This window comes from Limnothrix sp. CMB-01, from assembly GCF_055193175.1.
Map to the genome: position 1 here is coordinate 859,517 of NZ_CM143720.1, position 26,417 is coordinate 885,933.

The 26,417-nt window shown below is 56.5% G+C and carries 21 protein-coding genes; 10 read left to right on the plus strand and 11 right to left on the minus strand.

The window, feature by feature from the left end; genetic code table 11:
* Window positions 1–22 precede the first annotated feature (22 nt).
* Window positions 23–985: a serine hydrolase gene (locus tag ACZA91_RS03635; protein WP_099534640.1), complete on the minus strand. Its 963-nt coding sequence runs from the start codon at window positions 983–985 to the stop codon at window positions 23–25.
* Here ACZA91_RS03635 and ACZA91_RS03640 point away from each other — a divergent pair.
* The 5 genes from ACZA91_RS03640 (at window position 984) to ACZA91_RS03660 (ending at window position 4,791) form a co-directional block, all read left to right on the plus strand.
* Window positions 984–1,889, plus strand: a complete 906-nt coding sequence (locus ACZA91_RS03640; RefSeq protein ID WP_463184737.1) for a C40 family peptidase — start codon at window positions 984–986, stop codon at window positions 1,887–1,889. The genes ACZA91_RS03635 and ACZA91_RS03640 overlap by 2 nt on opposite strands.
* A gap of 73 nt (window positions 1,890–1,962) precedes the next feature.
* On the plus strand, window positions 1,963–2,184 hold the full coding sequence (locus ACZA91_RS03645; protein ID WP_099534638.1) for a DUF167 domain-containing protein: 222 nt from the start codon (window positions 1,963–1,965) through the stop codon (window positions 2,182–2,184).
* A gap of 302 nt (window positions 2,185–2,486) precedes the next feature.
* Window positions 2,487–3,914 carry a cysteine--tRNA ligase gene (cysS, locus tag ACZA91_RS03650; RefSeq protein WP_190534524.1) on the plus strand — a complete coding sequence of 476 codons (1,428 nt, stop codon included), beginning with the start codon at window positions 2,487–2,489 and terminating at the stop codon, window positions 3,912–3,914.
* A gap of 10 nt (window positions 3,915–3,924) precedes the next feature.
* Window positions 3,925–4,248, plus strand: a complete 324-nt coding sequence (locus ACZA91_RS03655) for a hypothetical protein (protein ID WP_199309281.1) — start codon at window positions 3,925–3,927, stop codon at window positions 4,246–4,248.
* Window positions 4,249–4,254: 6 nt separating this feature from the next.
* Entirely contained in the window at window positions 4,255–4,791 is a 537-nt protein-coding gene (locus ACZA91_RS03660) for a pentapeptide repeat-containing protein (RefSeq protein WP_190534528.1), read from the plus strand.
* A 269-nt stretch (window positions 4,792–5,060) separates the two neighbouring features.
* Here ACZA91_RS03660 and ACZA91_RS03665 read toward each other — a convergent pair whose 3' ends face one another.
* Together ACZA91_RS03665 and ACZA91_RS03670 are read right to left on the minus strand one after the other, a co-directional pair.
* On the minus strand, window positions 5,061–5,249 hold the full coding sequence (locus tag ACZA91_RS03665; RefSeq protein WP_463184741.1) for a hypothetical protein: 189 nt from the start codon (window positions 5,247–5,249) through the stop codon (window positions 5,061–5,063).
* A gap of 145 nt (window positions 5,250–5,394) precedes the next feature.
* Entirely contained in the window at window positions 5,395–6,066 is a 672-nt protein-coding gene (locus ACZA91_RS03670) for a MotA/TolQ/ExbB proton channel family protein (RefSeq protein ID WP_463184742.1), read from the minus strand.
* Between the two features lie 374 nt (window positions 6,067–6,440).
* Here ACZA91_RS03670 and ACZA91_RS03675 point away from each other — a divergent pair, with 374 nt between their 5' ends.
* A complete protein-coding gene (locus ACZA91_RS03675) occupies window positions 6,441–7,271 on the plus strand; it encodes a TPM domain-containing protein (protein WP_099534634.1) in 831 nt (276 codons plus the stop codon).
* 234 nt (window positions 7,272–7,505) lie between these two features.
* Entirely contained in the window at window positions 7,506–8,135 is a 630-nt protein-coding gene (locus ACZA91_RS03680) for a precorrin-8X methylmutase (RefSeq protein WP_190354258.1), read from the plus strand.
* Here ACZA91_RS03680 and ACZA91_RS03685 read toward each other — a convergent pair.
* Together ACZA91_RS03685 and ACZA91_RS03690 are read right to left on the minus strand one after the other, a co-directional pair.
* Window positions 8,132–9,799, minus strand: a complete 1,668-nt coding sequence (locus ACZA91_RS03685) for a tetratricopeptide repeat protein (RefSeq protein WP_463184744.1) — start codon at window positions 9,797–9,799, stop codon at window positions 8,132–8,134. The two genes, ACZA91_RS03680 and ACZA91_RS03685, sit on opposite strands and share 4 nt — an antisense overlap.
* 169 nt (window positions 9,800–9,968) lie before the next feature.
* Window positions 9,969–11,489 (minus strand): site-2 protease family protein, encoded by a 1,521-nt coding sequence (locus ACZA91_RS03690; protein ID WP_463184745.1) that lies wholly within the window; start codon window positions 11,487–11,489, stop codon window positions 9,969–9,971.
* 441 nt (window positions 11,490–11,930) lie between these two features.
* Between ACZA91_RS03690 and ACZA91_RS03695 the strand changes: the two genes are divergently transcribed.
* The gene (locus ACZA91_RS03695; protein WP_463184747.1) at window positions 11,931–12,467 is read left to right on the plus strand and encodes an MBL fold metallo-hydrolase; all 537 of its coding nucleotides are present in this window, start codon (window positions 11,931–11,933) and stop codon (window positions 12,465–12,467) included.
* Here ACZA91_RS03695 and ACZA91_RS03700 read toward each other — a convergent pair.
* The 6 genes from ACZA91_RS03700 to ACZA91_RS03725 all read right to left on the minus strand — a co-directional run bounded on the left by ACZA91_RS03700 (window position 12,409) and on the right by ACZA91_RS03725 (window position 22,553).
* Window positions 12,409–13,413: an ABC transporter ATP-binding protein gene (locus tag ACZA91_RS03700; RefSeq protein ID WP_190354153.1), complete on the minus strand. Its 1,005-nt coding sequence runs from the start codon at window positions 13,411–13,413 to the stop codon at window positions 12,409–12,411. The two genes, ACZA91_RS03695 and ACZA91_RS03700, sit on opposite strands and share 59 nt — an antisense overlap.
* A gap of 1,260 nt (window positions 13,414–14,673) precedes the next feature.
* Window positions 14,674–15,960 (minus strand): glutamyl-tRNA reductase, encoded by a 1,287-nt coding sequence (locus tag ACZA91_RS03705; protein WP_099531458.1) that lies wholly within the window; start codon window positions 15,958–15,960, stop codon window positions 14,674–14,676.
* 467 nt (window positions 15,961–16,427) lie between these two features.
* Window positions 16,428–17,465, minus strand: a complete 1,038-nt coding sequence (gene glpX, locus ACZA91_RS03710; RefSeq protein WP_099531459.1) for a class II fructose-bisphosphatase — start codon at window positions 17,463–17,465, stop codon at window positions 16,428–16,430.
* A gap of 338 nt (window positions 17,466–17,803) precedes the next feature.
* Window positions 17,804–19,516 (minus strand): iron uptake porin, encoded by a 1,713-nt coding sequence (locus ACZA91_RS03715; RefSeq protein WP_463184750.1) that lies wholly within the window; start codon window positions 19,514–19,516, stop codon window positions 17,804–17,806.
* A gap of 222 nt (window positions 19,517–19,738) precedes the next feature.
* Window positions 19,739–21,589, minus strand: a complete 1,851-nt coding sequence (locus ACZA91_RS03720) for an HD domain-containing phosphohydrolase (protein ID WP_463184752.1) — start codon at window positions 21,587–21,589, stop codon at window positions 19,739–19,741.
* A 685-nt stretch (window positions 21,590–22,274) separates the two neighbouring features.
* Complete coding sequence (locus ACZA91_RS03725) at window positions 22,275–22,553, minus strand: 4a-hydroxytetrahydrobiopterin dehydratase (RefSeq protein WP_190525784.1); 279 nt, start codon at window positions 22,551–22,553, stop codon at window positions 22,275–22,277.
* Window positions 22,554–23,162: 609 nt separating this feature from the next.
* Between ACZA91_RS03725 and ACZA91_RS03730 the strand changes: the two genes are divergently transcribed.
* Window positions 23,163–25,169 (plus strand): FAD-dependent oxidoreductase, encoded by a 2,007-nt coding sequence (locus tag ACZA91_RS03730; protein ID WP_463184754.1) that lies wholly within the window; start codon window positions 23,163–23,165, stop codon window positions 25,167–25,169.
* A 368-nt stretch (window positions 25,170–25,537) separates the two neighbouring features.
* Window positions 25,538–26,284 (plus strand): hypothetical protein, encoded by a 747-nt coding sequence (locus ACZA91_RS03735; protein WP_463184755.1) that lies wholly within the window; start codon window positions 25,538–25,540, stop codon window positions 26,282–26,284.
* Window positions 26,285–26,417 lie beyond the last annotated feature (133 nt).

The following is a 26,417-nucleotide window of genomic DNA, read 5'->3' on the forward strand; positions in this document are numbered from 1 at the left end:
ATTCAAAGGGGCAGTTTGGATTCTAACGCGATGGCTCCGGGTTTCCGAGCGATCGCACCGCTTCGAGGGCCCCGTGAGCAATTTGGGGCAGAATACTGCGATCGCGATCGCCCAAAGGCGCATCGATCGCCACCACCAGCCCAAAGGGCCGCCCATCCACCGGCTCCACATAGGCACAATCCCACCGCACCCGGCTCATCCACCCCGCCTTAGACCACAGGCGCGTGGTGGGGGGCAATCCTTCCCCCAAAAAACCGGTGACTTGGTTGTAATCCGGATCCAAGCTGGCCACGGTGGCCGGATCGAGCGATCGCGCCAGGAGGTTCATCAACATTTGCGATCGCGCCGCCGAAACCGCCACCCCACCCGCGATCGCGTGGAGCAGCCGCGCCACCGCATCCGTCGTTAAATAATTGCGATTGCTGTAGTCTGCCGCCAAAAAGACTCGCTCGCGGCCATAGGGCCCATCACCCCAAGTTTTTTGGCAAACATTAATGGTTTGGAACTCTTCCCAACCAAACGATTGCAAATAGCGATTCACGATTTGTCGTTGCTGTTGCCAGGTTTCAAAGGGGCCCGCTGGCAACTCCGGGCCGCTGGTGGTTCCCGACAACACATCCACCAAATAGCTCGTGGCATCGTTGCTGGAATTGACGATCGCATCATGCAGGGCCCGATCGACCTCTTCCGTGGGCGAAATCATGCCCTTTTCCAACCATTCCTGCACGGCCACCGCATAAAACAGCTTGACCACGCTGGCCGGATAAATGCGCTCCACACCTCGATAGCTGAACCCACGTACCGGATGGGCCCAAAAATCCGCCGGAGCCAGGGCCCCACCCGTGTTCACCATGTAGGGCGGATCGTAAACCCACCAGGTCAGGGCCAATTGGTTGCGGGCTAACAGCGGATATTGGATCCATAGCCGATCAAGCAGTTGTTTTCCCAACCGCTCCAGTTCCCCATCCTGTTGGTAAAAAATCATGCCTACGGTGTTTGGCGTGAACCCAACGATTCTCGCCTATGCTTGGGGCGATCGTCCTTGTTTGCACCGGAGACCTTCCATGACCTCGATCGCCCTCGATCGCGTGCTGGCTGACTTGGGCCAACCGATTCCCGATCGCCCGGAGTATCGCTGCACCGAACCCCTAGACCTCTTCACCCGGCCCGACGGGGAAGAACTGAGCACCCAGGTGGCTCCCGGGCGACAACTGTGGTTTCGGCAACTATCGGCGGATTTGGCAGCAGGTTTGGACACTGGTGCAGAAGCCAATTCGGGAGCCAATCTAGAAGCCAATTCAGGAGCCAACGGGGATTTCAATCAAGGGGCGATCGAGGTGGTGCTTTGCGAGGATGACTATGCCGCTTGGTTGCCCCTGGCCGCTTTGGCTCACCTGGCCCCGGCCATTGGCCCCTATCGGGCCCCGATCGTGTCGCGATCGGCCATTGTCGATCGAATTCCCCAGGCGATCGCCTTTGCCCAAGCGGCTATGGCCGTTCCCCATTGCTACCTTTGGGGCGGCACGATCGCCCCTGATTATGACTGCTCTGGCCTCATTCAAGCGGCCTTTATGAGTGTGGGCGTTTGGTTGCCGCGTAATTCATATCAACAACAGGAATTCACCGAACCGGTTGAACTAGAAAACCTGCAACCCGGCGACTTGCTCTTTTTTGGAATGCCCACCAAAACCAACCATGTGGCGCTGTATTTAGGCAAAACCATCGGACAACATTGCTATCTTCACAGTTCCGGCTATGAACAGGGGCGGGGAAGAATTGCCGTTGATTTTTTGTCTGATCAAGGCGATCGGGTGGCCCAAGCTTATTTTTCCCAATACAAAGGAGCCGGTCGCATCCACAGCAGCTATCAACCCAGCCTCAAGGGCTAATTCACGGTTCATTCACCGATCTGCTTTGGCGCTTTGATGGCCCTCAAGCGAACAATTAGACTTCAAATTAATGATGAAACTGGCCGTAAAAGTCAAACCCAACAGCAAACAACAGAAAATTGTTGAAGAAGCCGATGGGGGGCTAACCATTTTCTTAAAATCTCCCCCGATCGATGGCAAGGCTAATCGCGAGTTAATTCAACTCCTCGCGACCCACTTAGGCGTTAGCAAATCAGCAATCACGATCAAAGTTGGCCAAGCGGGTCGCCAGAAAATCATTGAAGTTGCAGACTAGCGAGCAAAGTCCAAGGCGGGCGAGGCGAGAAAATGAGGGATCCCTTGAAAGCAATCCCATAAAATTGAATCAGCATCGATCGCCCCAACGACAAGCGCTAGGGCCCTCAGGATTGGGATAGGATAAGCGCGATCGCCCCTCTTGCTCCACATCGATACCATGATTGATTCATGGTCGATCCCCGACATTGGCATCCGATCGAGCCTTGAGGTCGAGCCTTGAGGTCGAGCCTTGAGGTTGAGCCTTGAGATCGAGCATTGGTTTAGATCACTTAGACCGTCAGACCGCCCCTCCAATTCCCCATGTCGCTCCAGCTTTACAACACCCTCACCCGTCGCAAAGAACCCTTCGAGCCGATCGAGCCGGGTCGGGTGCGGATGTATTGCTGTGGCGTAACAGTCTATGACCACTGCCATTTGGGCCATGCCCGGTCATACATCGTTTGGGACACCCTGCGGCGCTTTTTGCAATGGCGGGGCTATGACGTGCGCTATGTGCAAAACTTCACCGACATTGACGACAAAATTCTTAATCGCGCCAGAAACGAAGGGGTTTCCATGGAGGCGATCGCCGATCGCTACACCGAAACCTACTTTGAAGACATGGCCCGGCTCAACATTCGGGAAGCCGATGCCTATCCCCGCGCCACCCACACCCTGAACGGCATTCAGCGCTTGATTGCCGAATTGGAAGCCAAGGGCGTGGCCTATGCGGCCGGGGGCGATGTGTATTTTGCAGTGCGTAAATTTGCGGACTACGGCAAGCTCTCCGGCCGCAAATTAGACGACCTGCAAGCCGGAGCCAGCGGCCGCACGGACGACGAAGCCACCAAAAAGCAAGATCCCTTCGACTTTGCCCTTTGGAAAGGAGCCAAACCCGACGAACCGGCCTGGGAGTCCCCTTGGGGGCCCGGCCGGCCAGGCTGGCACATTGAGTGCTCCGCCATGGTGCGCCAAGAGTTGGGCGAAAGCATTGATATCCACGTGGGGGGCGGTGACTTAATTTTTCCGCATCACGAAAACGAAATTGCCCAATCGGAAGCGGCCACGGGCCATTCCCTAGCCCGGTTCTGGTTGCACAACGGCATGGTGAACGTGGGCGGCGAGAAGATGTCGAAATCCTTGGGCAACTTCACAACCATCCGCGCCCTGTTGGATGCACCGGAGGGGCCTCACCCGATGGCCCTGCGGTTGTTTGTGCTGCAAGGTCACTACCGCAAGCCCATGGACTTTACGGGGGAGGCGATCGAGGCGGCCAAAAATGCTTGGAACACGCTCAAAGAGGGGCTGTTGTTCGAGGGGCTAGGGGATTTCAACGGTGCGTCCACCTATGACCCCACGGCGCTCGATCGATTCCGGGCGGCCATGGATGACGATCTGAACACACCGGAAGCCTTGGCCTTGCTGTTTGAGCTGGCGAAGGAGTTGCGCCGAGAAAAGAATCTGCGCGTCCATGAGGGGCAATTTTCCCAAGATGCCGCCGCGATCGCCCAGCAGTGGCGAACCTTGGTGCATTTGGCGGATGTGTTGGGCCTGGTGGCCACAGCGGAAACTCCAACGGAAACCCCGGCCGGCCCCAGTGATGCGGAAATTGAGGCCTTAATTGCCCAACGGACGGCCGCCCGCAAGGCCAAAAACTTTGCCGAGTCCGATCGGATCCGCGACGAGCTGAAAGCTCAGGGCATTGTGTTGATCGATCGCCCCGGTGAAACCGCCTGGCATCGAGAATAGGAGGACGACCATGGCCGATCGCGATTTGTTTCAGCGGGCCAATGCGCAGGGCATGAAGCGATTTTGTGAAGGTTGGCATCGGGCCCAGAACCAACGCTACTTGCTGCGATCGCAACTGGGGTTTAGCCAAGCCAGCACCCCCCATCAACCGGCCGTCTGTCGGGGCTGCGAAAACTATCACGGCATCGCCTACGGTTACAGCCGCGATCGACGGGCAAGGCTGATTTGCGGCATTCACCCCTTTGGTTGGTCAGGAACCGATCCTTGTCCCGATTGGCGCGGGGCGATCGAACCGGAATTTTCCACTGCGACCTCCGACGACCTCAACCGGTAATTGGCCATGATCAATCTCCGAAACCTGGGAATCCAAAGCATCGGTCAAAACATTGGTAAAAACATCAGCAAACGATTAATCCTGGTGCTGGGGCTGGCCCTGTTGTGGGTTTTGTTGGGAGCCTTGCCCGCCCAAGCGATGGGCAACTACAGCAAAACCAACCAGGAAGGGCAGAATTTTGCCGGTGAAAACTTGGTGGGCGCAGCTTTTTTGGCCACCGATTTGCGCGATGCCAATCTGGCGGGAGCCAACTTGAGCAATGCCACCCTCACCCAAGCCACCTTGCTGCGAGCCAACCTGCAAGGTGCGGATTTAACGGGCGCTTTGATCGATCGCGCGGTGTTGGAACGGGCGGATTTAACCCAAGCGATCGCCCGTGAGGCAATTTTTACGCGCTCAATTTTGGCCGACACCGCGATCGAGGGAGCCGACTTCACCGATGCATTGATCGATCGGTACGACGTGGCCCAACTTTGCAAAGTCGCCAGCGGCATCAATCAAAAAACCGGTGTCAGCACCCGCGAAAGTTTAGGTTGTGATTAGTGCCCATTGCGCTTGGAATCTCTGAACAGCAGATCAGCATGAACCTTATTGTTGTTGGGTTTTGTACCTCAACCCAACTTACTAGCGCGACAGGCTTAATGCATTGGGTCAAAGTTGCGGAGCCAGTCGTGGTAACAAGGGGCTTGAGCATCTTGCTGCTTAACGATCAGGTGACGGTAACAGCCATGTAATTCAACCCAACGGATTAAGGCAGCCACGCTACTACTAGCACGACAGGCTTAATACATTGATCCGCGCAAGAGGTCTAATTAACGAGCCTTCCAAGTGCCACCATAGCGATAGTGCGGATTGGTGGCGCTTTGCTGTTTTTGGCAACGGGGACAGGCCAAAACCCATTGATCGGTGCGATCGACCTGAATTCGATAGCGCACCAATGACAGAGCCTGGCAGAGTTCACAGGGTCGTGGTTGGAGATTGGCTGTGCGACGACGCGGCATGAGAATTAATAGAAATTAACAGTAATCAGCAGCTATCAACGGCGATTCAAGACAATTTCAACCAACTCAAATCAGCAGCAATCAACGGCGATTCAAGACAATTTCAATCAACTCAAATCATTTCAGTCAACTTAAATCATTTCAGTCAACTTAAATCGAAGGGAACCCCGCCATTGGTTTCCCAATGATGACGATAGAGCAATTCAAGCTGGCCGCAATGCTGGGCGATCGCCGCCACCTGCCGCCGATACAAACTCCGAAACACATTCGCCACCAGCAACGCCCCGATCGCCACCACCAGGCCCGTGGCCGTGGACACCAACGCCTCGCTCAGACCCGAACCGATACCCGCGCCATTGGGGCCGCCCGTGGAGCCGATGCTGTCCCAGCGGAGGGCCGCAAAGGATCCCATCAAGCCCAACACCGTGCCCAACAGGCCCAAGAGGGGCGCAATGCCAACGATCGTGTCGAAAGCCGTACCAAACCGCTTGAGTTGAGGCAGTTGGGCTTGGGCGGCGCTGTCAAGGGCTAATCGAAACTCCTCGGGGGTGGGGCGATCGAGCGTGAGCGCCGCCAGGAAAATCTGCACGATCGGCCAATCCTCTGGAGCCGATCGCAACAAACGCAGGGTGCGATCGGTATCGGGTTCCCGCCCATACAACACGAGCACCTCCCGAATTAGGAGCGGTTGTTCCTGGGCCAAGCGCCACCAAAACCGGCCCCGCTCCACCGCCAGGGCGATCGTGGCGATCGCACAACCCGCCAAAGGAACCATCACCGCCCCACCGGCCACAAACCATTGCCATACCGACGACATCGAGCACCTACTCCCCTTGCAACACAGCGGGTTGATCTAGCGGCCAATCGCGGCCCGTGGGCCAGCCGAAATTTAGCCAAACCCAAACCCAAACCCAATCAAGAACAAGCCTGGCCCTATGATGCCCGATTGGCGATGGCCGGAAGTTGCTGTGCCCCGTCCCGATCGGGGCGATCGGCCCCAGGCAATTGACTGTAGTGGGGATTGATCCTTACCATTGAGTTACATTAATGGACTGTAAAGAACTGTTGCGATTAATCAACGGTTTCCATCCTCCGGCCCCTTGATTGCCCCACAGACCAAGGGTTTTCAGTTCTTTTCCCCATTCGATTTTGTCCCCCATCCTTCCGCCCTGGCTTTTGGAGCGCGTCCCTATGCAACAGGCAACACAACTGGTTTCCCGCCGCTGGTCGCAGTGGTTGATGGCCACGCTGGGATCGTTGGTGCTTTGTGCGATCGCTTGGATCGCCGCACCGGCCCCCGCCCAAGCCTTCGACAACCCCGACCTGCTGCCCAAGGAGTTCACCACCGTTGTGGACTTGGCCAACCAGTTGCCCAGTGGCCAAGAGCAAAAACTCGCCCAAACCCTGGCGGACTTCGAGGCGGAAACCGGCTGGAAATTGCGTGTTTTGACCCAATTTGACCAAACGCCCGGCCTGGCCGTGAAGCGGTTTTGGGATGTGGACAACAAGACCCTGCTGGTGGTGGCCGACTCCCGGGGGGGCAACTTGCTGAACTTCAATGTGGGTGGCGATTTTTATAGCGTCTTTCCGCGCACCTTTTGGATTGAGCTGCAAACCCGCTACGGTAACCAGTTCTTTGTGCGCGAAAACGGGGAAAATCAGGCGATCGTCCAATCCCTGGAATCGGTGATGGGTTGCCTGCGCCAAGGGGGCTGTCAGTTTGTGCCCGGTTTGCCCCAGGAGCAATGGATCCTAACCCTGGTGACTTCGGTGCTGGGCGGTGTGATTTGTGGTTTTGCGGCCCACCCGCGCAAGGCCGGCGAATGGATTTCCTGGCAATGGGCGCTGATTTTGTCGCCGCTGTGGGGCATTTTGTTCATTGCCTTTGGCATTGGCCCGGTGGTGACCCGCACGGCGGACTGGCTGCCCCTGGTGCGCAACATTGCCGGATTCGCGATCGGGGCGTTGGTGGCCTTCCTGTCGCCGGTCTTTGGTCGCCCCCCTTCAGAGGCCGAAACTTAGGATCAGGCAACGAAACCCAGTTTTGGGGCTACAGGTTAATCAACCGTTTTCTAGCAGTCGTTTTCTGGCGATAGTTTTCTAGCAATCGTTTTTTAGCGGTAGTTTTCTAGCGATCGGTGCTCCAATTCAGCATCGGGGCGATCGCGATCGTTGCCACCGTGCCTTTGGTGGGTGAAATTAGAGCAGGGTTGGGGCCATGGCCCGCCCAAGCTGAGTTGGCACGAGTTGTTGATGATGGAGTGGCATATCACGGACGCACAGAGCCTGGCTCTGATCGATCGGGAGTTGGGCGATCGGGGCGATCGTTCACCAGCAGAATACGAGATGGTGCGTCGGGTGATCTATGCCACCGCAGATTTTGACTATGCCAGTTGCCTGAGCTTTTCCGAGCGATCGCTCAGTGCAGGCGCGGCGGCCCTGGCGGCGCGGACAACGGTGATTGTGGATGTGCCGATGGTGCAGGTGGGAATTGCCCCTGCCATTCAGGCAACCTTTGCCAATCCGGTGTTTTGTGCAACGGAGGCGATCGTCCGGCCGCAACAGGCCCTGACCAAGGCCGCTTGGGGAATTCAAACCCTGGCCCGGCGTTACCCGGAGGCCATCTTTTTGGTGGGCGAGTCGCAAACGGCCCTGCTGGCACTGATTGAACTAATTGAGGCGGAAGAAATTAACCCGGCCCTGGTGATTGCCACCCCGGCCGGGTTTGTGGAAGTGGACACCACCAAGGCCCGATTGCGCGATGCCCAGGTGTCCCACATTTGCGTGGAAGGTCGCAAGGGCAGCCCGATCGTGGCGATCGCGGCCATGGGCGGGCTGGTGGATTTGGCTTGGCAGGCTTACGGGCCCAGGGCAAAGGGGCGCTAACCAGTTTGCAGGGCGGCGGCCTCTTGGGCCAAGCGATCGCTCAGCAGGCTGTGGTTCCGCTGGGCCCGCTCATGCTGCGGATTGAGGGCGATCGCCTGGTTATAGGACTCGATCGCCTCGGGGTAGCAGTCTAACCGCACCAGCACATTACCCCGGCTGTACCAAGTTTCCGGGTCGGCGCGATCGAGGTCGATCGCCTGGTCATAGCTGCTGAGGGCGGCGGCAAACTGGCCCAACTGGGTGAGCACAATGCCGCGATTGTGCCAGGCGCTGGCGTTTTGACCGTTTAGCTCGATCGCTCGATCATAGGCTTGCAGGGCCTCTTGGGGCCGTTGCAGCCGCGCCAGGGCATTGGCCCGGTTATACCAAGCTTCGTGACTATCGGGATTCAGGGAAATCGCTTGGTTATAGGACTTGAGGGCTTGATCGGTTTGCTGCAACTTACTGAGGATTAATCCCTGATGCAGCCACAGTTCCGGGTGATTGGGATTCAGGGCGATCGCCTGATGGTAGGAGGTGGCGGCTTCTTCAAATTTGCCCAGCCGCATCAGCACCAGCCCGCGATTGTGCCAACTTTCGTAGCTGTCGGGCTTCAGGCGCACGGCTCGATCGTAGGCAGCGATCGCGGCTGGATAGCGCTGCAATGCTTCCAAAACCACCCCTTTTCCCCACCAAGCGGCGTAGCAGTCCGGCTGTTGCTCGATCGCCTTGTCATATTCCGCCAAGGCCCCTTCCGGATCACCGTTACGGAACAGTTGTTCAGCCCGATCGGCAATATTATCGGCATTCGCGGGCAACGCCGTGGGAGCCAACATCGGCATCTGTTGCATCTGCAAAGACACCAACTGCTCCACCAAAGTGCGCAATTCCTGCTGAATTTGCGGCTGAATCAAAGCCAGCAATTCTTGAGGCGCTTTTTGCGTAAATTCTTGGATGATGTAGGCCTTTTGGCGATCGGCTTGACCCGCCAAAATTTGCATATTTGAAATAAATTCCTTCTCCAGTTCCGCAATTTGGTGACGCGAAACCCGGCGATCGCTGGCCAACCGTTCTTGAAACTGGGTTAGTTCCTGGTTGGCAGTTCCCTTGACGGCGGCCACATGGGTTTCCAGCTCATGAATCAACGCGGCGGCCGAGATTTTGGTGCGTTCCACCTGGTCTTGCAGGTCTTGCAGGCTGCGATCGGCCCGATGGCGAGCCACCTTCACCCGGGCTTCCAAATCGCCCAAATCCTTCAGGCTGTGGCGCACTGATTGCACCAAATGATTCACCACCTTGCGTCGCCCCAACCAGAGGGCCGCCGTCATGGCCAAGGGAGCCGTTCCCAAAGCAATCAGCAACCAACTGAGGCCCCCAAGGGTGCGCTCCAGGCCGATCGCTTCTCCGGTGCTGACGTTGGCGGTGGCAAAGGTCAGATCGGCGCGGTCGGTGGCCTCGGCGGCGGCGATCGGGGCTTCGGGTTCCGCCAAGCTGGCACAGGTGGCCTGGGGTTGGCCCGCTTCGGTCACAGGGCAAGGAACCGGGGTTGTGGCGCGGGTCACGGCTTGGGCGGGGCTGGCCGCCAAGGCCAGAGGAGCCACCAAGGGAACCGCCAGGGCCGGAACCCAGACCGCTGCCCGGCCCCGATCGCCCGTTTCACCAAAATTGCTGCGGGAAGAACTCATGTAGACAGCCTCCGAACCCGTTGCGAGTCAATTGCGAGTCGATGTTGATCCCCGGCTCTGACCGAGTGACTAGCTATTGTTTCGGAGGCGATCGTCCTAAATCCGGGAGTCCTTGGGTGTGGCAGCCCGTGGCCAATCCAGCACCCTGGCCACCCCTTAGCTCAACCCCTTAGCTCAACCAACTCAGCAACAAACGCGGCGCAGGCAGCACCACCAATACCAACAATGCCAAGGCCAAAAAGCCCAATCCATCCCGCCGATCATCCAACGGGGTCACATCGTCCAAGGCCGGTTGGCTAATGGCAGGCAAAAAGAAGACCAACAGGGCCAGCGCCAGGAATTCGCTGCGAGCCAAGGCCAGGGCCAACACAGCAAATCGGGTGATGTGTCCCACCAGCATGGCTCCTTGGGTTCCCAACATGGCGCGAACAATGCGCCCCCCATCCAAGGAACCGAGGGGCAACAGGTGAAAGGCTCCTAACCAAAGGCCGATGTAGCCCGCCAGGGCGATCGGGTGGAGGGCGATCGCCTTGCCGGGCGTGAGGGCCGCGCCGAGGGTGGCTTTGCTAATTAGGGTCAGGGCGATGGAGTAGCTAGGGTCGATCGAGCGCCAATTCAGCAACCCCGAGCCGGGCAAAGGATTCACCACCGTGGAGTGGGCCAACCCCCAAACCAACAGGGGCAGGGCCACCAACAGCCCCCCGATCGCCCCCCAAAAGCCCACATCAAACATGGCGCGGCGGTGGGGCATGGGCGATCGCAGGGGCGTGAACGCGCCCAAGGTTCCCAGCAGGGCCGGAATCGGAATAAACAGCGGCAACGAAACGGACACCCGATGGTGCTTAGCGGCCCAGTAGTGCCCCAGTTCATGGGCCCCCAAAACCAACAACAACCCGATCGCGTAGGGCGCACCGGACTGAATAAAGGCCCAATCTCGCACCAAATCTAGCTTCGGGTTCCGCAGCATCTCCGCCCCCATCAGGGTCATGGACAGCAGCGATAACCCCAGCAACCCCACCGACCAAACCACCTGTTTCCAGAGGGGCGGTTCTTTGCTCAGGGCCTGGCCCAAGGGCGTGCGCTGAGGATTCGGAACCAGGGCAAAGAAGGGCTTACCGTTTTGCCCTTCTTGGAAAATCACCAGGAATCGATCGCTAAACTTTTGGCGAATTTTGTCGCAAACCGTCCGGTAAGCCAGGGCCGGTTCCGCTCGCAATTGCCCATAGCAGAGGGCCGCTTGGGGACGATGTTCCACGCTGCTGAGGTAAAACACCGACCAGGGAAAGCAATCTTGCAGGCTGGCTTCTTCGGTGCGATCGAGCAGGCGGGGCGAAATTTTAGCAGAGCCAAGGGCTTGGGCCAGGGCCAGGGCTTCGGCGGGACTGCTCGGATCCGCGAGCACCGAAATGGGGGATTCCAAATCCCCATTGGTGGGCTGTTGGGGCCGGGCCGATCGCCCCTGTTGCACCAACCACACATAAATCAACGGACAGGCAATAAACGGCGGCAGGGCCAACCAGGGCGGCACGGGCTGGCCGGGGCCATTGGCCAGCGTCCAAGCCGTCCAAATCAAGGCCGGAGCCATCATCACCAACCACAACACCCACACGGAGGCGCGTGTGATGCCGCTAACGCTCTGGCGGACAATAAAATATGCGACGATGCCGATCAACACTAGCCAAACAATCATCTGATGCCCAAGCCACCGCAGGCTGTTTTCGATTCGATCTATGCCTTTCCGCCCAACCGCGACACGTTAGGCGGGACTGCTTATTTCATTGTAGGAAACTCGATCAACCCTGCTGACTCGGCCGACCATAATGGCCTACCGGCCAATTCATCAAATTCATCAGTTCCATCCGCTCATCAGCCGACTGGGTTCAAGCAACCGACTGATGATCCTACTCAATCGGTTCATAATCTGACGAATCCAACGGATCCAACGGATTCATCAGATCACTCAAATCATTCAGATCATTCTTCAGCTCATCAACCAGCCCATCAACTGCCAGGCAATATTCTGATCGATTGTCCACCTTGGCACGAGGAAACGGCAGATTTTTTAACCCAGCATGGGGGAGTACGTTGGTGGATTTTTACCCACCGCAGTTCCTTTGGCCCGCTGCAAACCGTGCGGGCCTTGCATCGGGCCTTCAGCAATCCGGCCACAACCCTTGAGGAGGGCGAGCCGGCCGCCCAGTCCGCGGCCGCCCGCTGCGAATTGGTGGTGCAAGAACAGGAGGCCTATCTGCTGCCTAATTTGCCGGTAACCACGTTTCGGGAAGAAGTGACCCTGAGTCCAGAACTGCGCGTGATTTGGACTCCGGGCCACACGCCCGGCTCGGCCTGCGTTTGGCTCGATCGGGCGGGGGGCATTTTGTTTAGTGGTCGTCATCTGTTGCCCACGCCCCAGGGGGAGTTGATGCCCCTCAAAACCGCCAAAACCTTCCATTGGTTCCGCCAATTGCGATCGGTTCAGGCCTTGATCGATCGCTTTTCGCCGGTCAACCTGGCCCATTGCTGCCCGGGGGCCAGTGTGGGATTTTTGCGCGGGGCCCTGTCGGTTGATCGCGCCTATGAGCGGCTGACGACCTTGAACTTGGCGGCCGCTAAGCTGGATCCGGTTGCGCTTCAGTCGCCGAGCCTGAGCGAAACACCTGACCAATGATGTCTTCGATCGGGGGTTCCGTCACGCTCAGGTCTTGCACCGGCAACTGCTCCAGCAGGCGAGCGATCGTTGGGGTCAGCACCTCTCGTCGCACCAGCAGTTGCACCGATCGCCCCTCGATCGCCACCACCTCCCCAAAATCCTGAAGTTGGGCCGTTGTCATCGGTTGGGCCAACTCTAACCGCACTTCCCGATAGGGCGCGAATCGATCGACCAACCCCGAGAGGCTGCCGTCATAGATTGACGACCCCTCATGGATCAACAACACCCGATCGCACAGGGCCGTGATGTCGCCCATGTAGTGGGACGTAAGCAAAATCGTCGCCCCATAGCGCTCGTTATATTCCCGCAAGAAATCCCGCAAGTTGGCCTGGGCATTCACATCCAGCCCCAAGGTCGGCTCATCCAAAAACAACACCGCCGGCCGATGGAGAAGCGCCGCCAGCAACTCCGCCTTCATCCGCTCGCCCAAAGACAGCTTACGCACCGGCTGCGTCAGTTTGGACTCCAGTGCCAACAGTTCGCTCAGCTCGCCCACCCGCTGGGTCAGTTCCCGATCGCTCAGGCCATACACCGCCCCATTAATCCGCAACGAATCCCAGGCGGGCAAATCCCAAATTAATTGTTGCTTTTGCCCCATGACCAGGGCAATTTGATGTAAGAACGCCGACTCTCTGGCAAAGGGTTCATGGCCCGCCACCCGCACCCGACCGCCGGAGGGATAAATCAAACCCGCCAGCATTTTCAATGTGGTGGTTTTGCCGGCCCCATTGGCCCCCAAAAAACCCACCACCTCGCCGGGGGCGATCGAAAACGACACGGACTTCACCGCCTCGATCGTTCGGTAGCGTCGTCGCCAAAAGTGGGCGATCGTCCCTTGCAGCCCCGGCGCTTTCAGGGCCACTTGATAGGACTTTTGCAGCCCCTCTGCTACCAACATCCCCATGATTGCTCTCCCGCATTCGCACAAACCCGATTCAACTCGCAAAAACCAGCACAAAGCTCAAAGAGGCTAAACCAAGCTGCACCCAGCGAAACCCCTGAGCGATCGGCGCTCCTAGCGTTCATCGGTCACAACTCGCGATTACAGCCGATGACGAAAACGACTCGTGGCCCAATTGAACATGTAACCACGCACTTCAGAGATTGAGGTAATCCAGACCATTAGCCATCACAATCAGCCACGATCTGAGTATCCAGCCAGAGAATAAATCTCTGAATACTGCCTGAGCATTTCCAAAATATTTACGAGGCAATTACAATATGTTTACAGACTCTTGATGAAGTTTTCCTAAGAGCAGTACAAAACTTTTCCAAAGAAATTAACCGCAATGCTCAAAGACTCGCAATATATCAGTCGCGGTTGCTTTGGGGGTGCTAAAATTCCGCGTTTAGGCGCTGTTGTTTGTTAGAATTTTTCAATCTTTGAAATTAATCGCATTACTTTTCTTAACAACCACTCATGCCAACGCCAAGACTTGATCTCCCTTGGCGACCCCTTGCCCAAACTTTCTCCGGGCCATTTTCTAACCCCTGTTGAGCGACCTGGAACCCCATCAAGCCACCCGCTTTTGACGTTTCAAAGCACCTCAACATAACTGACACGAAGGTTATGTCTAGCCATCTTGCAGGAGCTTCAAAATCATGCACTTTATGAGCGATCTGGGTATTGATCTTATTTCTATGATCCATTACCTGCAATCCCAAACCCTAACCCACGAGGAAATGAGTTGGGTACGGAGCTTGAATATTCAACAAATTGTTGAGTTGGCTTCCCAAAAGGGTTATCACCTTGTGGGTAGTGATTTGATCAATTCTGACCCAATGCAATTGAAATAGTTGTGGGCGATCGTTGTTGGTAATTTCATCGGCGGCTGTATTAGCGATCCCAAGCAACCTCATCTCAAGCGATCTCAATAGACATAAGACTTGGGCGAGGCATCGCGATCGCGCCATCCCTCAGCTTACGGCCGTTCTTGAAAAATACCTCAACCCGTATCCTTGTTGCGAAATGCTTTAGCCAAGCAATGTCTTGAGCTAAGCAATTCAATAACCAATTCAATAACAACGATCGCACCGCAGCAAGCGTGATCGTTGTTATTGAATCGTCTCAAAAAGAATCGTCTCAAAAACCATCGATTCAGAATGACGGGCGGTTGCTCAAGCCACCCGTCATTTCTAAGGGTCTGGCAGCGACTGCGGCAGCCTAGGCGGCACTGTCGGCGGTTTCTAGATTGAACAGCACTTGCAGGGTTTGCATGGCCTGCTGGCGGGCTTCAATGTCTTGCTGGGCCCGCAGTTGCACCATGGGATCGTGCAGAATTTTGTTGACGATGCCACGGGTGAGGGCTTCGATCGTTTCCTGGTGCTTTTCGGCAAATTCTGACCCCAGGCGAGATAGGGCTTTTTCGAGTTCTTGGGTGCGGATGGTTTCGACTTTGCGGCGCAGGCTGTCGATGGTGGAAACGGTGTCTAGGGATTGCAACCAGGCTTCGAAGGCTTCGGCTTCTTCGTCAAGCAGGGCTTCGGCTTCGATCGCCATTTTGCGGCGGCTTTCGTGGTTTTGGGCCACCACTTCTTTCAAGTCGTCCACGTCAAAGGCTTGCACGCCGGGCAATTCATTCACATCGCTGGCAATGTTTCGGGGCACGGAAATATCAAAGAGCATCAGCGATCGATGCTCGGGCAAGATGGCTTCCAGCTTGGCGCGATCGAGAATGGGTTCCGTGGCGGAGGTGCTGGTGAACACGAGGTCTGAAGCGGCGATCGTGCTCATCATGCTTGGCAGGGGGTGCAGATTTAACTTCGCATCCGGAAAACGGCGAGCCAGTTCTTCTGCCCGTTCGAGCGATCGGTTGACGATCGAAATTTGGGTTGCGCCCTTGGACAGCAAATGTTGCACCAGCAGGCGAGACATTTTGCCGGCCCCAACAATGGCCACGCGACAGGGCGACAAATCCGGCACTTTCAGTTGCGCCAATTCCACGGCGGCGGAACTGATGGACACGGCTCCCGTGCCGATGCTGGTTTCAGTGCGGACGCGCTTACCGGCGGTGATTGCCTGTTTCAGCAACCGATTCAAGATGCGGGCAATTCCCTTGTAATCTTGGCCGAGTTTATAGGCGTTTTTCACCTGCGAGAGGATCTGACCTTCACCAAGCACCAAGCTATCCAAGCCGGCCGCCACCCGCATCAGGTGCATCACCGCATCCTGGCGCAACAGAACAAACAGGTGGTGGCGCAAGGCTTCCAAGGGCAGCTTACTGCGCTCTGCCAAAATTTCAACCACTTCCTGCACGCCGCGATCGACCTCACTCAGAACGCAATAGAGTTCTAGTCGGTTGCAGGTGCTGAGGATCGCCACTTCTTCCACATGGGAGCAACTCCTTAAGCTGGCGATTGCTGCCTCGACCTGTGGTTCGGGAATGCTCAATTTTTCGCGCACTTCAACCGGAGCCGTCTTGTGGCTCAGTCCGATCACAGCAATATTCATATGGCCTCTTGCTAAAACGTACTCAAACGGCGTTGAAAGTTCGACTTTAACGGATTTACCAATCGTCGGGCGATCGGTCTATAGAAACTTTGACACTTGATTGGGCCAAGCTGGGTTTGGATTAGCCAAATTTCAGGGATTTTATGCCAGGGATTTTAAGAAAAGGGGGGAGCGATCGCCAACCGCTGGTTAGCTATACCCCCTGGTTGAGTCATGATCAAACGATTGCTGGGGGAGTTTGGTCTGAGGCTAAGGCTACCGAAACGGCGATCGACTTCGTGAATGCAACAAAACGTCAATTTCTGGTTTTCGGTTAACCATCTCTTGGCCATTGGCATCTGACCAAAACTTGCTGTTGGCAGTCTGAGGCGCGATCGACCCATAGACAGGGCGAGACCTGTAGACATGGCAATGGCTTGCCGCGATCGCCAAAGCGACCTCAGCAAGCCACTACAAACCGTCAGCCCTTACTTCAGTTGCAGAACCGAGGGCTTACCGAATTGGTGAATGGTGTCCACAAAGCGCACCGTGCGGGACTGGCTGGAAATAACCAAGCTTTGAGTCCGCGCACCACCGCCAAAGAAGCGCACGCCTTCCATCAGCACACCGGGGGTGATCCCGCAGGCGGCGAAGAGGACGTTTTCGCCCGAAGCCAACTCGTCAGCGTTGTACACCCGATCGGGATCGGTGATGCCCATGCTGGCCAGGCGCTCCAGGTTTTTCTCCTTGCTTTCGCCAATTAGGCCGGTCTTCACGATTTCGGGATCGTAAATCAGTTGGCCTTGGAAGTGACCATCAACGCAGCGCATGGCGGCGGCGGAAATCACACCCTCAGGAGCTGCCCCAATCCCCATCAGGGCATGGACGTTCGTCCCGGAGAAGGCACAGCAGATAGCGGCCGACACGTCGCCATCGCTGATCAACCGAACGCGCGCACCGGCTTCCCGGATTTCAGCAATCAGATCCTTGTGCCGGGGGCGATCCATCACGATCACCACCAACTCCTCGATCGAGCGGTGCAAACATTCCGACAGAATCTTCAGGTTTTCGGTGGCCGACTTGTTAATGTCCACCTTGCCCTTGGCTGCCGGAGGCGCTGCCAACTTCTTCATGTAGAAGTCGGGAGCCGCAAACAGACCGCCCTTATCGGCGATCGCCAACACCGCCATCGAACCGTTTTGGCCATAGGCCACCAAGTTCGTACCCTCGCAGGGGTCAACAGCAATGTCAATTTCTACCAACTCGTCAGGGTTGCAGCTCTGGGCACCGTCGGGCGTTGCGCAGATCCCCACTTCTTCACCGATGTAGAGCATAGGCGCATCATCGCGCTCGCCCTCACCAATCACAATGCGGCCGCGCATATGAATCTTATTCATCCGCTCCCGCATGGCTTCCACAGCCACTTCGTCAGCGGTGTTCTTTTCACCTTTGCCCATCCAACGAGCAGACGCAATTGCTGCTTGTTCGACGACCTCAATAATTTCTAAACCGAGGGTAGTTTCCACAAAAATCTCCTTCCCAAGTGCTGGCCAACGAAACCCCAGAGTCGTTCGGGCTTGCTCAGTTAGTCTATCAAAGGGGGGCGATCGCGCCGAACTCTTCTACCAGAACCCGGCTGTAAAGATTTGTGGGAACTGGGATCGCTCCCCGCGGCCTGCTGACAAAGCAAAAGCCCCACCCGTGACAGGTGAGGCTAAAAGGGGGCTGAAATGACTGATTCAACAGAAGGCTGAGCCACCGTCATAGTCCGGGGAGCCGCCCTAAATCCAATCAAGAATTGTAGATTTAGGGAAACTCACCATCAGCCTCAACAGCGCTAGCGGTTGCGCCAGCGCAAAGCGTTCTAGAACACGAAGGTCGTCCGCAGCGTACCAATCACGACATCATCGTTGTCGTTGTCTTGGTTCGGGTTCATCTGCCAGATCACACCCGGGGTGATCGAGATCCAGTCGTTAACCGCGTACTTGTAGAACACTTCCACTTGCAGCGGGATATCGGTATCCACATCATCGCCATCGATGTTGGTCAGGTAGGGTTGAGCACCCACGAAGATGCCACCCAGGTTCCCTTCCTTACCGAGGTCAGGCAGGGCCAAGCCCAAAGCGTAGTACCAGATGTCGGCATCATCGAAGCGGCCGCCCTTCGAGTCAACACCCGTGTAGCCTACGAAGCCGGTCAGAGCCACCTTGGGGCTGAATTGGTAGTAACCTTGCAGACCAACCGAGTTGGAGGTTACAGCATCCTGTTGGGGCAACACGTTGGCCGCCAGAGTGCCCGTGAAGCCGCTGACGAAACCGGCGTTATCAAAGCCGAACTCGCCTTCGCCAAAGTAGGAGTAGTTATAGGTCAGACCCAAGCCAAAGGTTTTGGCATCGTTCGTGTAGGTCAACTGGGCCATGGCCGAGAATTGACCGTCGAACAGACCACCTTCGCCCACACCGTCGCCACTGCGGGGGTTAGCCGCTTCACCGGCCAGGTAACCAGCCGACAGTTGCCAGTTTTCGCTGAAGTCGTACTTCACGCCGATCCCAGCACCACCGCCCAGACGGTAGATGGGGCTGCGTTGGGAGAAGGTGGACAGGGAACCACGACCACCGTCGTAGTCTTCGAAGTAGGGGTTCAGGGTGTTGGAGATGTCATCCCACACGCCTGCGTTGGCCATCAGGTAGCCGCGGCCCTTTTCCCCGATCGGGAATTGGTATTGCAGCGTATCCAAGGTGAACTGGTTACCGGTGTCGCCAAACACTTGGTTGGTCAACACGGTTTCGCCAGCCACGCCGTTGAAGCCCTTGGAGTTACCCACTTGCAAGCGGGTGATCAACAGGTCTTTGCCGCTGAAGCTGGTGTTGAAGTTCAGGCGAACACGGTTTTGGAACACCACTTGGTTGTCGTCACCGTTGTTGCCACTGAAGGCATCACCCAGATCATCCAGGTTGGCCGAAGTAGCACCGGCCAGCATCATGATGGCTTCGCCGGTCAGCTTGGTGGTGGTGGAGAATTGGGTTTTCTCCAGGTAAGAAATCCGACCTTCCAAGGTGTCTACGCGACCGCGCAGGGCAGCCAGCTCGGTCTTGAACATGTCCTGCAATTTCTTCAGGACTTCCAGATCGGCCTTGGTGGCGTAGTCAGCCACGTTGGTCACGAGCAGTTCTTGGATTCGATCGAGGCAAGCATTCAAACCAGCCGCAAACTCGTAGCGAGTCATGGCCCGGTTGCCCTTGTAGGTTCCGTCGGGATAACCGGCGATGCAACCGTAGCGCTCAACCAGCGATTGCAGAGCTTGGAAGGCCCAATCGGTGGGTTGCACGTCCGACAGTTGCGACACGGAGGTCACTTGCTCGGCGCTGTTGGTGCGGCGAGCACGGCCCTCGCGGCCATACTGGTTGAGCTGGTCGAGGTTGCTCAGGGTCGAACCGTCGCCAGTCGCTTCCAGAGCGCTCACCGACGGCACGGTGGTTGAAGAAACTTGTTGGGCTGAAGCCGGCGAGGCTGCCACAACCGCAGCGCCCAGGATCGCCGGGCTAGCCAGCAGGGCTTTCCAAATCAACTTTGACATTACGCTCTCCTATCCTCACACCTGTCTGGAAGATGGTCTGAAAAATCGCAGCAAGGCGACTCGGGCCGATTTTTCCATATCACCTTTATAGAGTACCACTGAAAATTAGTGACCGCTGCCGAAAATCCCAATCGGTTTGTAGGCGGGCGATCGCAAGATTTTCCGAAGTTTTTAAAGTTTTAAAAAATCTTTTGAGCAGGCTGGGCGGGTTTACTTGCACTTTCAGCTCCAGAACGGGCCGTCTAGCGCCGACTGGGGCCGGAGCAATTGATGGTCAAGTGCATGGCCGATCGCCTGGTAAACCGCTTTTTCCTCAAACAGGCTCACCAGCACCGAATCCAGCCGATTAATTTGGGCCTCTTGCCGCAGGATCGTGAGGGCAGAACTGGTGGAAATTGCCCGCTTGTAGGGGCGATCGGCCGCCGTCAACGCATCGTAAACATCCGCGATCGACATAATGCGCGTTTGAATCGGAATTTCACCCGCTTGCAGTCCCCGGGGGTAGCCCGAGCCGTCCAGCTTTTCGTGGTGGCCATAGGCAATTTCTGGCACTTGACGCAGATAGCTCGTCCAGGGAATGCGCTTCAGAAATTGGTACGTGTGGGTCACATGGGACTGAATCGCGTTTCGTTCCGCACTGGTCAACGTGCCTCGGGGAACGGTGAGCTGCTCAATTTCCGCCGCCGTCACCAGGGGTTTTTGTTGCCCATCCACATCGCGATAGGTGTAACTCGCCAATTCCTGAAGCTGGGCCAGCGGTTCCGCTTCCAGCACCTGCGGCTCATTGGCTTCTAGGAGTAATGTCCAATATTGATCCAACTCATCCAAGGCCGCCGTTAACTCCGAGTCCAGACGATCGAGCGGGTTCACCGCCACCGCATTGGCCATCGTTTTATGAGGGGTCTGGGGGGCCATGGCTGGGGGTACCTTGGCGGCCGCTAGCCCATGGCCGTTCGACTCCGCCAGCTTAGAACCCCCAGGACTAGAAACCCCAGGACTAGAAACCCCATTCGGAGACTCAGGAACCAACGATCGGCTTTGATAAGCCGTTAACAATTCCGGGTGCTCAACCCAATAGCGGTACTTCACCTGCAAACAATCCAGCTCCAGCGTCCGCCGAGCCAGGGCAAACCGGTGGCGAATCACCTCAAGCTGATCGGGATAAAGCTTTTTCTGTTTCACCAACACCGCTTCGGGCACACAGACCTTACCGAAGTCGTGCAACAGACTGGCGTAGCGAATTTCTTGAATTTGCCGAGGAGTGAAGTAGGTGGCCGCCAAGGGCCCCGTGTGGATTTCGTTCACCACTTCGCACAGGCGCACTGCCAAGGTGGCCACCCGCTCCGAATGGCCGGAGGTGCAAGGATCTCGAGACTCGATCGCCTGAACCGCCGCCCGCACAAACCCCTCAAAAAGAGCTTCGATACTTTCCTGTAGATTGCTGCGCTCGATCGAAATGGCCGCCAAACTAGCCAGGGCCTGCACCACGCGCTCTTCCCATTCCGTATAGGGACGGGTCACCTCCATCGCATTCCAGGGATCCACGATCGCGCGGGGATCGATTTTGCGATTAATCAACTGCAACACCCCGATCGTTTCACCATTGAGGTTTTGCATGGGCACCACAATCACTGATCGGGTTCGGTAGGAAAAGCCGCTATCGAAGTTGTGATTGAACTGGTAGGGAACCTCCGCTGGCAAACAGTAAGCATCGGGAATGCTCAGGCTTTTCCCTGTGAGCGCCACATAGCCCGCCAAGCTGCGGCGGGCCAGGGGCATGGCGAATTCCCGAAACGAGGCATTGGGCTGCGAGGCATTTTGGGCAACTTTGAAAATCAGCTTGGGCGTGTCATCACTGCGATCGATCAAATAGACACTGCCCGCATCACTCCAAGTCAGCTCTCGGCAAGTGGTGAGAATCAGCGCCAACAATTCATCCAGGTCGCTAACCGCCGACAGGGCCGTGGCGATCGCCAGCAACTCTTCCACCAAAGAAGCTTGGCTGGCTGCTTCCTGTAAGAAATCCCGTTCGCCCCAGATAGAAACTGAATTCACCGATTCGCTCGATAGCATAACAGGGTGGGAAGGGAAGCTTAGTTGTTGAAAACGATGCAAAACCCCCTCAGAGACTGGTCATCAATCTGCAATCCAACCTTGCAGTCAAGCCTTGCAGTTAAACACACTTACCAAGATCGTAGGAATAATGCATCAAAGAATGACGAATGACAGGACTGGCACTGCTCAACGATTTGGCAATCAAGTCTGAAGTGAAGTGCAGATCATCAGCAGATCATCAATATGAGAATTGCAGTAAAACATGAGAATGAGAATTGCAGTAAAACATGAGAATTGCAGCAAAACAGGATTCGATGAATTGGAGAAATAGGCAATTTCAGACAATTTTTTCCCAATTCTCCTGTCTTCAGCCTCTCGCCGGGTTAGCCTCGGCAATTTGTCCTTGCTCCGTTGATCCTTAAGAGGATGGCTGAAAAGCTTAAATGGCTACCTTGTGGGTCTTACCAACCGACAACGACAAGGTACTTGGGGCCTGTCGTCAAATCGCCTGAAACCCTGATTTCACCGTTGGTGGATCGTGGGGGACAAGGGGCTTAGGGCCTGTCGTCAAATCGCCTGAAACCCTGATTTCACCGTTGGTGAATCGTAGGGGACAAGGGGCTTAAGCCCCTTGTTTACGACGACGATTCTTATTTGACCTGTGCCAAGAAATACTTTTCAAACATCCTCTTAGCCTAACTGATTAGCCTAACTGATCAATCTTGGCAGCCAGATCAAAATCCTTGGCCGTCAAGCCCCCTTCGTCATGGGTGCTGAGGGTGATCGTCACTTTGTTATAGCTGATTTCCAAATCCGGATGGTGGTTGGCTGCTTCGGCGGGTTCCACAAGCTGATTAACAAAGGCGATCGCTGTGATGAAGTCCGCAAACCGACGACGACAAACGATGGTGCTTCCCTCTAGCGTCCAGTTGGGCAGAGCGGTCAAACGGTCTTGAATTTCGGATGCAGTCAGAAGCGCCATATTTTTGATTTCACCCCGTAGTGGTTTTGAAGTGATCTCGAACCCAAGGTTGAGTTGAGGTCTTCAATTAAAGTTACCGGGTCTGTCTTGGGGAAGGAAGATCGATCACTTGGCGCAGAATTCAAGATTTTCAGCAAAAACACTGAATAAGCGTCGATTTTGGCAATTTTTGGCAATTTGTGGAATCTCGCTGTGGTGCAGGATCAAGAGCGCTGAAATTGGCAGATCCACAGCAGATTCACATCGGTGCTGAATCGGTGCTGATCCTGGATTGGTCATTAATTGGTCATTGATTGATCATTGCTCGGGGCTGGGGCGATCGCCCAGGGACGGCCACCACATGATCCCAAGACCTGATGTAGGTGGCAGAACCTCAGGGAATTCGGCACAATCGTAGGCTAGGATTCGCGAGTGGCTGCAAAGAGGGAGCACCAAGCGCCCGCTGCACCACTTGGCCCTGTTGGCAACTCGGAAACCGGTTCCTGAACAAGTTCAAGAGCAAGTTCAGGAATTTGTGCCGTAACTTGTGCCGTTTACTGTCTTCCTTTCCCCATGACTCTTTTTCCCCAGCCGAATTCTGCGGATTCTGGATCAACGGACTCGGCATCAATGGATCCTGCATCAACGTTTTCGCGTCGCACAGCTTTGCAGTTGCTTGGTGTGGGTGCGGTGGGCAGCGCCCTCGGCTACTCGCGGTTCATGAAGCCGGAGCCTAGTCAATATCAACCCGATCGCCTGACATTGCCAACGCGGTTACCGGACGATCGCCCTAAGCGGGTGGCTGTGGTCGGTGGTGGCTTGGCGGGCTTGGCAGCGGCCTATGAATTGAGCCGACGCGGATTTGCGGTGACATTACTGGAGCGATCGCCCCACTTGGGCGGCAAAATCGCCAGTTGGCCCATCACGGTCAATGGTGAATCGCTGATGATGGAGCATGGGTTCCATGGCTTTTTCCCGCAGTACTACAACCTGTGGGCCCTGACGGAAGAAATGAATATCCGTCAGGATTTTCTGTCCCTGGAGCGCTACTCAGTGCTCTACAAGGATGAAACCTACGCGCCGGAAGTGTTTCGCCCCACCCATTCATCCTTCCCTTGGAATATTGTCGATTTGGCCATTTCTTCGCCGAATCGGTTTCGTTGGGGCTTAAATCTCACCAGCCCTGCCCATTGGGCCGTGTTTCGGGCCATTACGGGATTTGAACCCACGAAGACCTACGAGGAACTCGATGCGATCGCCGTGACAGACTGGGCGGCCAATGACTTCCCCAAGGGACTATATGACCTGTATTTCCTACCCTTTGGCAAATCCACGCTCAACTCGCCGGATGTGCTGAGTGCGGGCGAGTTAATGCAGTTTTTCCATTTCTATTTCTTTGGCAATCCGGAGGGGCTGGCCTTTAACGGCACAAAGCAGGACATGGGCCGCACGTTGGTGGAGCCGATGATGCGGGCGATCGAGGCCAACGGGGGCAAAGTCATCGCCAATGCTCAGGTCGATCAGGTGGCGTGGCAGGATCAACAAATCACATCCCTGAGCTATCGCCAAACAGGATCCGCCATTCCAGTTCCGTTCTGGGTCGATCGCCACAGTTCGCTGAACGAAGCCAGTGCCCAAGCCACGTCCCAGCGCCCAGAAACCCAGAAGGTTGCGGCCACCGAGCAGCCGGTCACAGCTCAACCGCTGGCGAATCACCCGGAATATTTTGGGGGCGGCGATGAGGTCTATGCGGTGGCGGAGGGATCGGCGCTGTCGTTAACCTGCACGCACCAGGGCTGTACGGTGGCTCCCCAGGCAGACGGCACGTTCCAATGTCCTTGCCATGGGGCCCGGTTCGATCGCGAGGGCAAGGTGCTTCAGGGGCCCGCCACCAAGCCCCTAGCTCGCTACAACGTGGAGCAGCGATCGGGCGATCGGGTGCAATTGGCGGCCGCAGCGGTCGATCGGACTCCGAGCCAGGTGGTGGAAGCGGACTATTTCGTGTTTGCAGCGGATGTGAAAGGCATTCGCCATCTGTTTGACATTGCCGAAGGAGACGTGGCTGAACCCACCCGATCGCAAGTGGCCCAGCTCACCGTGGCGGATCCCTTTGCGGTGGCTCGCATCTGGTTCGATCGCGACTTTGATTGGGATCAAAGCGAGTTCACCTCCCTCTCGGGTTACCGCCTAACGGACAGCATCACCCGCTATCACAAAATCCAAGAGGACTACAAAGCCTGGGCCGATCGCACAGGGGGCAGCGTGATTGAACTCCATGCTTACTGCTACAAAGAAGCCGAATTCCCCACCCAAGAAGCCCTGCTCACCACCTTTGAGCAGGAGCTATACGAGTTGGTGCCGGCCCTCAAGGGAGCCACAATTTTGCATCGCGAGCTGGTGAACCAAAAGAATTTCTCTGGCTTCCCCCCCGGCAGTTATTCCCAACGCCCTGCCACGCGATCGGGCGCAACCAACCTCATGTTTGCGGGCGATTGGGTGAAAATGCCCTTCCCTTGCGGTCTGATGGAACGGGCTATCAGCAGTGGCCTGCTAGCAGCCAATGAAATTTGTCATGAGGAAGGATTACAACGCCGCACCCTGTTGACTGTTCGGCCTGAGGGGGTGCTGCAAATTTAGAGTCCTCAGTTCAGAACCTTTCATGGGTGGCATAGTCTGCCGGGCAACTGGCCCAACCCCCTTAGCCCAGATGGGGGGCTGGCACTCACCCCATGGTGCGCTCAAGGGCAATTCCTATAATCGCGGCAACTGGAGGGACTGACCCCTCAGCCCACATCCATGGAGACCTGTTGAGACCTGGGGAACCCGGTTTTGGCCGCTGGCAACCCATCGCCCACGGTTCAACCCATCACGATCGGGCAAGCGGCTCAACCTATCGCCCAACAAGTCTCCATGATGGGCTGCTCAACAGTTGCTGATCTTGAGTTGCTGATCTTGAGTTGCTTGCCTTGTCGTCTGTTGCCGTTGATTGTGGAGGAGTGTAGACCATGCCTTTGATGTTCGATCCCCTACGGGCTGGCTTGGCCCTGGCGTTCACGATCGGGTTAGGAGCCGTTGGCCAACCGGCCCAAGCAACCCCCGCTGCTGAGCTGACGGAATTGGCGGCAGACTTGCCCGCCACCGAGCAAGACAGCCGCCAGCCGATCGCCCTTGATCAATTCGGTGCGCCCTCCACTCAGGCCAATCGGTTGCAGGAAGCAGTGCCCACCCTCGCCGTTGCCCCTGCTGCTTTGGAAGCCGACTCGCATTTCGATGGTCAGCTTGCTCAACAGCCCGATCGCGCCGCCAATGGCCGCCGCACCAGCAGCAAATTTAGCTACATCGGTATTGGTGGGGCGATCGGCCTGAGCGGCGATGACGATTCCAGCGCCCTGGGTGAAGGCGGCTTTGCCCTTCTGAGCAAAACGGCTTTCAGCGAAAACCTTTCCCTACACAACGCCAGCATTTTGGGCAATGGTGGCACTTCGGTGATTGCCCTAACCGCTGATTTTCCCATTCGCAATCAGGAAACGGGCGACATCTCGATCGTGCCCTTCGTGGGTGGCGGCTTGGCCATCAGTGACCTATTCGGCGATGACACAGACGTGGGCTTCGCGCTCACAGGCGGCATTGATGTCCCCCTCAGTTACCGCTGGACAGCCACCGGACGAGTGGCCGCCGCCTTCTTAGACGACAACACCGATGTGGCCCTCCTGTTGGGTGTGGGCTACACGTTCACGGGCTTTTTCAAATAACGCCCCGTGGCTGATAGTGCCCCGTGGCTGATGATGCCCTGTGGCTGAAACCATCCTGAACCCACCCAGGCCCCTATCACCCCAAAACATCCAAGATTGGGTGTGCATAGCTGGGAAAGGCCGCGACGGAACT

Excerpts from the sequence above, each read along its gene's own strand:
- ACZA91_RS03640 (WP_463184737.1), top strand. The coding sequence starts at position 984 with ATGCCTACGGTGTTTGGCGTGAACCCAACGATTCTCGCCTATGCTTGG.
- ACZA91_RS03635 (WP_099534640.1), bottom strand. The coding sequence starts at position 985 with ATGATTTTTTACCAACAGGATGGGGAACTGGAGCGGTTGGGAAAACAA.
- ACZA91_RS03645 (WP_099534638.1), top strand. The coding sequence starts at position 1,963 with ATGAAACTGGCCGTAAAAGTCAAACCCAACAGCAAACAACAGAAAATT.
- cysS (WP_190534524.1), top strand. The coding sequence starts at position 2,487 with ATGTCGCTCCAGCTTTACAACACCCTCACCCGTCGCAAAGAACCCTTC.
- ACZA91_RS03655 (WP_199309281.1), top strand. The coding sequence starts at position 3,925 with ATGGCCGATCGCGATTTGTTTCAGCGGGCCAATGCGCAGGGCATGAAG.
- ACZA91_RS03660 (WP_190534528.1), top strand. The coding sequence starts at position 4,255 with ATGATCAATCTCCGAAACCTGGGAATCCAAAGCATCGGTCAAAACATT.
- ACZA91_RS03665 (WP_463184741.1), bottom strand. The coding sequence starts at position 5,249 with ATGCCGCGTCGTCGCACAGCCAATCTCCAACCACGACCCTGTGAACTC.
- ACZA91_RS03670 (WP_463184742.1), bottom strand. The coding sequence starts at position 6,066 with ATGTCGTCGGTATGGCAATGGTTTGTGGCCGGTGGGGCGGTGATGGTT.
- ACZA91_RS03675 (WP_099534634.1), top strand. The coding sequence starts at position 6,441 with ATGCAACAGGCAACACAACTGGTTTCCCGCCGCTGGTCGCAGTGGTTG.
- ACZA91_RS03680 (WP_190354258.1), top strand. The coding sequence starts at position 7,506 with ATGGAGTGGCATATCACGGACGCACAGAGCCTGGCTCTGATCGATCGG.
- ACZA91_RS03685 (WP_463184744.1), bottom strand. The coding sequence starts at position 9,799 with ATGAGTTCTTCCCGCAGCAATTTTGGTGAAACGGGCGATCGGGGCCGG.
- ACZA91_RS03690 (WP_463184745.1), bottom strand. The coding sequence starts at position 11,489 with ATGATTGTTTGGCTAGTGTTGATCGGCATCGTCGCATATTTTATTGTC.
- ACZA91_RS03700 (WP_190354153.1), bottom strand. The coding sequence starts at position 13,413 with ATGGGGATGTTGGTAGCAGAGGGGCTGCAAAAGTCCTATCAAGTGGCC.
- ACZA91_RS03705 (WP_099531458.1), bottom strand. The coding sequence starts at position 15,960 with ATGAATATTGCTGTGATCGGACTGAGCCACAAGACGGCTCCGGTTGAA.
- ACZA91_RS03715 (WP_463184750.1), bottom strand. The coding sequence starts at position 19,516 with ATGTCAAAGTTGATTTGGAAAGCCCTGCTGGCTAGCCCGGCGATCCTG.
- ACZA91_RS03720 (WP_463184752.1), bottom strand. The coding sequence starts at position 21,589 with ATGCTATCGAGCGAATCGGTGAATTCAGTTTCTATCTGGGGCGAACGG.
- ACZA91_RS03725 (WP_190525784.1), bottom strand. The coding sequence starts at position 22,553 with ATGGCGCTTCTGACTGCATCCGAAATTCAAGACCGTTTGACCGCTCTG.
- ACZA91_RS03730 (WP_463184754.1), top strand. The coding sequence starts at position 23,163 with ATGGATCCTGCATCAACGTTTTCGCGTCGCACAGCTTTGCAGTTGCTT.
- ACZA91_RS03735 (WP_463184755.1), top strand. The coding sequence starts at position 25,538 with ATGCCTTTGATGTTCGATCCCCTACGGGCTGGCTTGGCCCTGGCGTTC.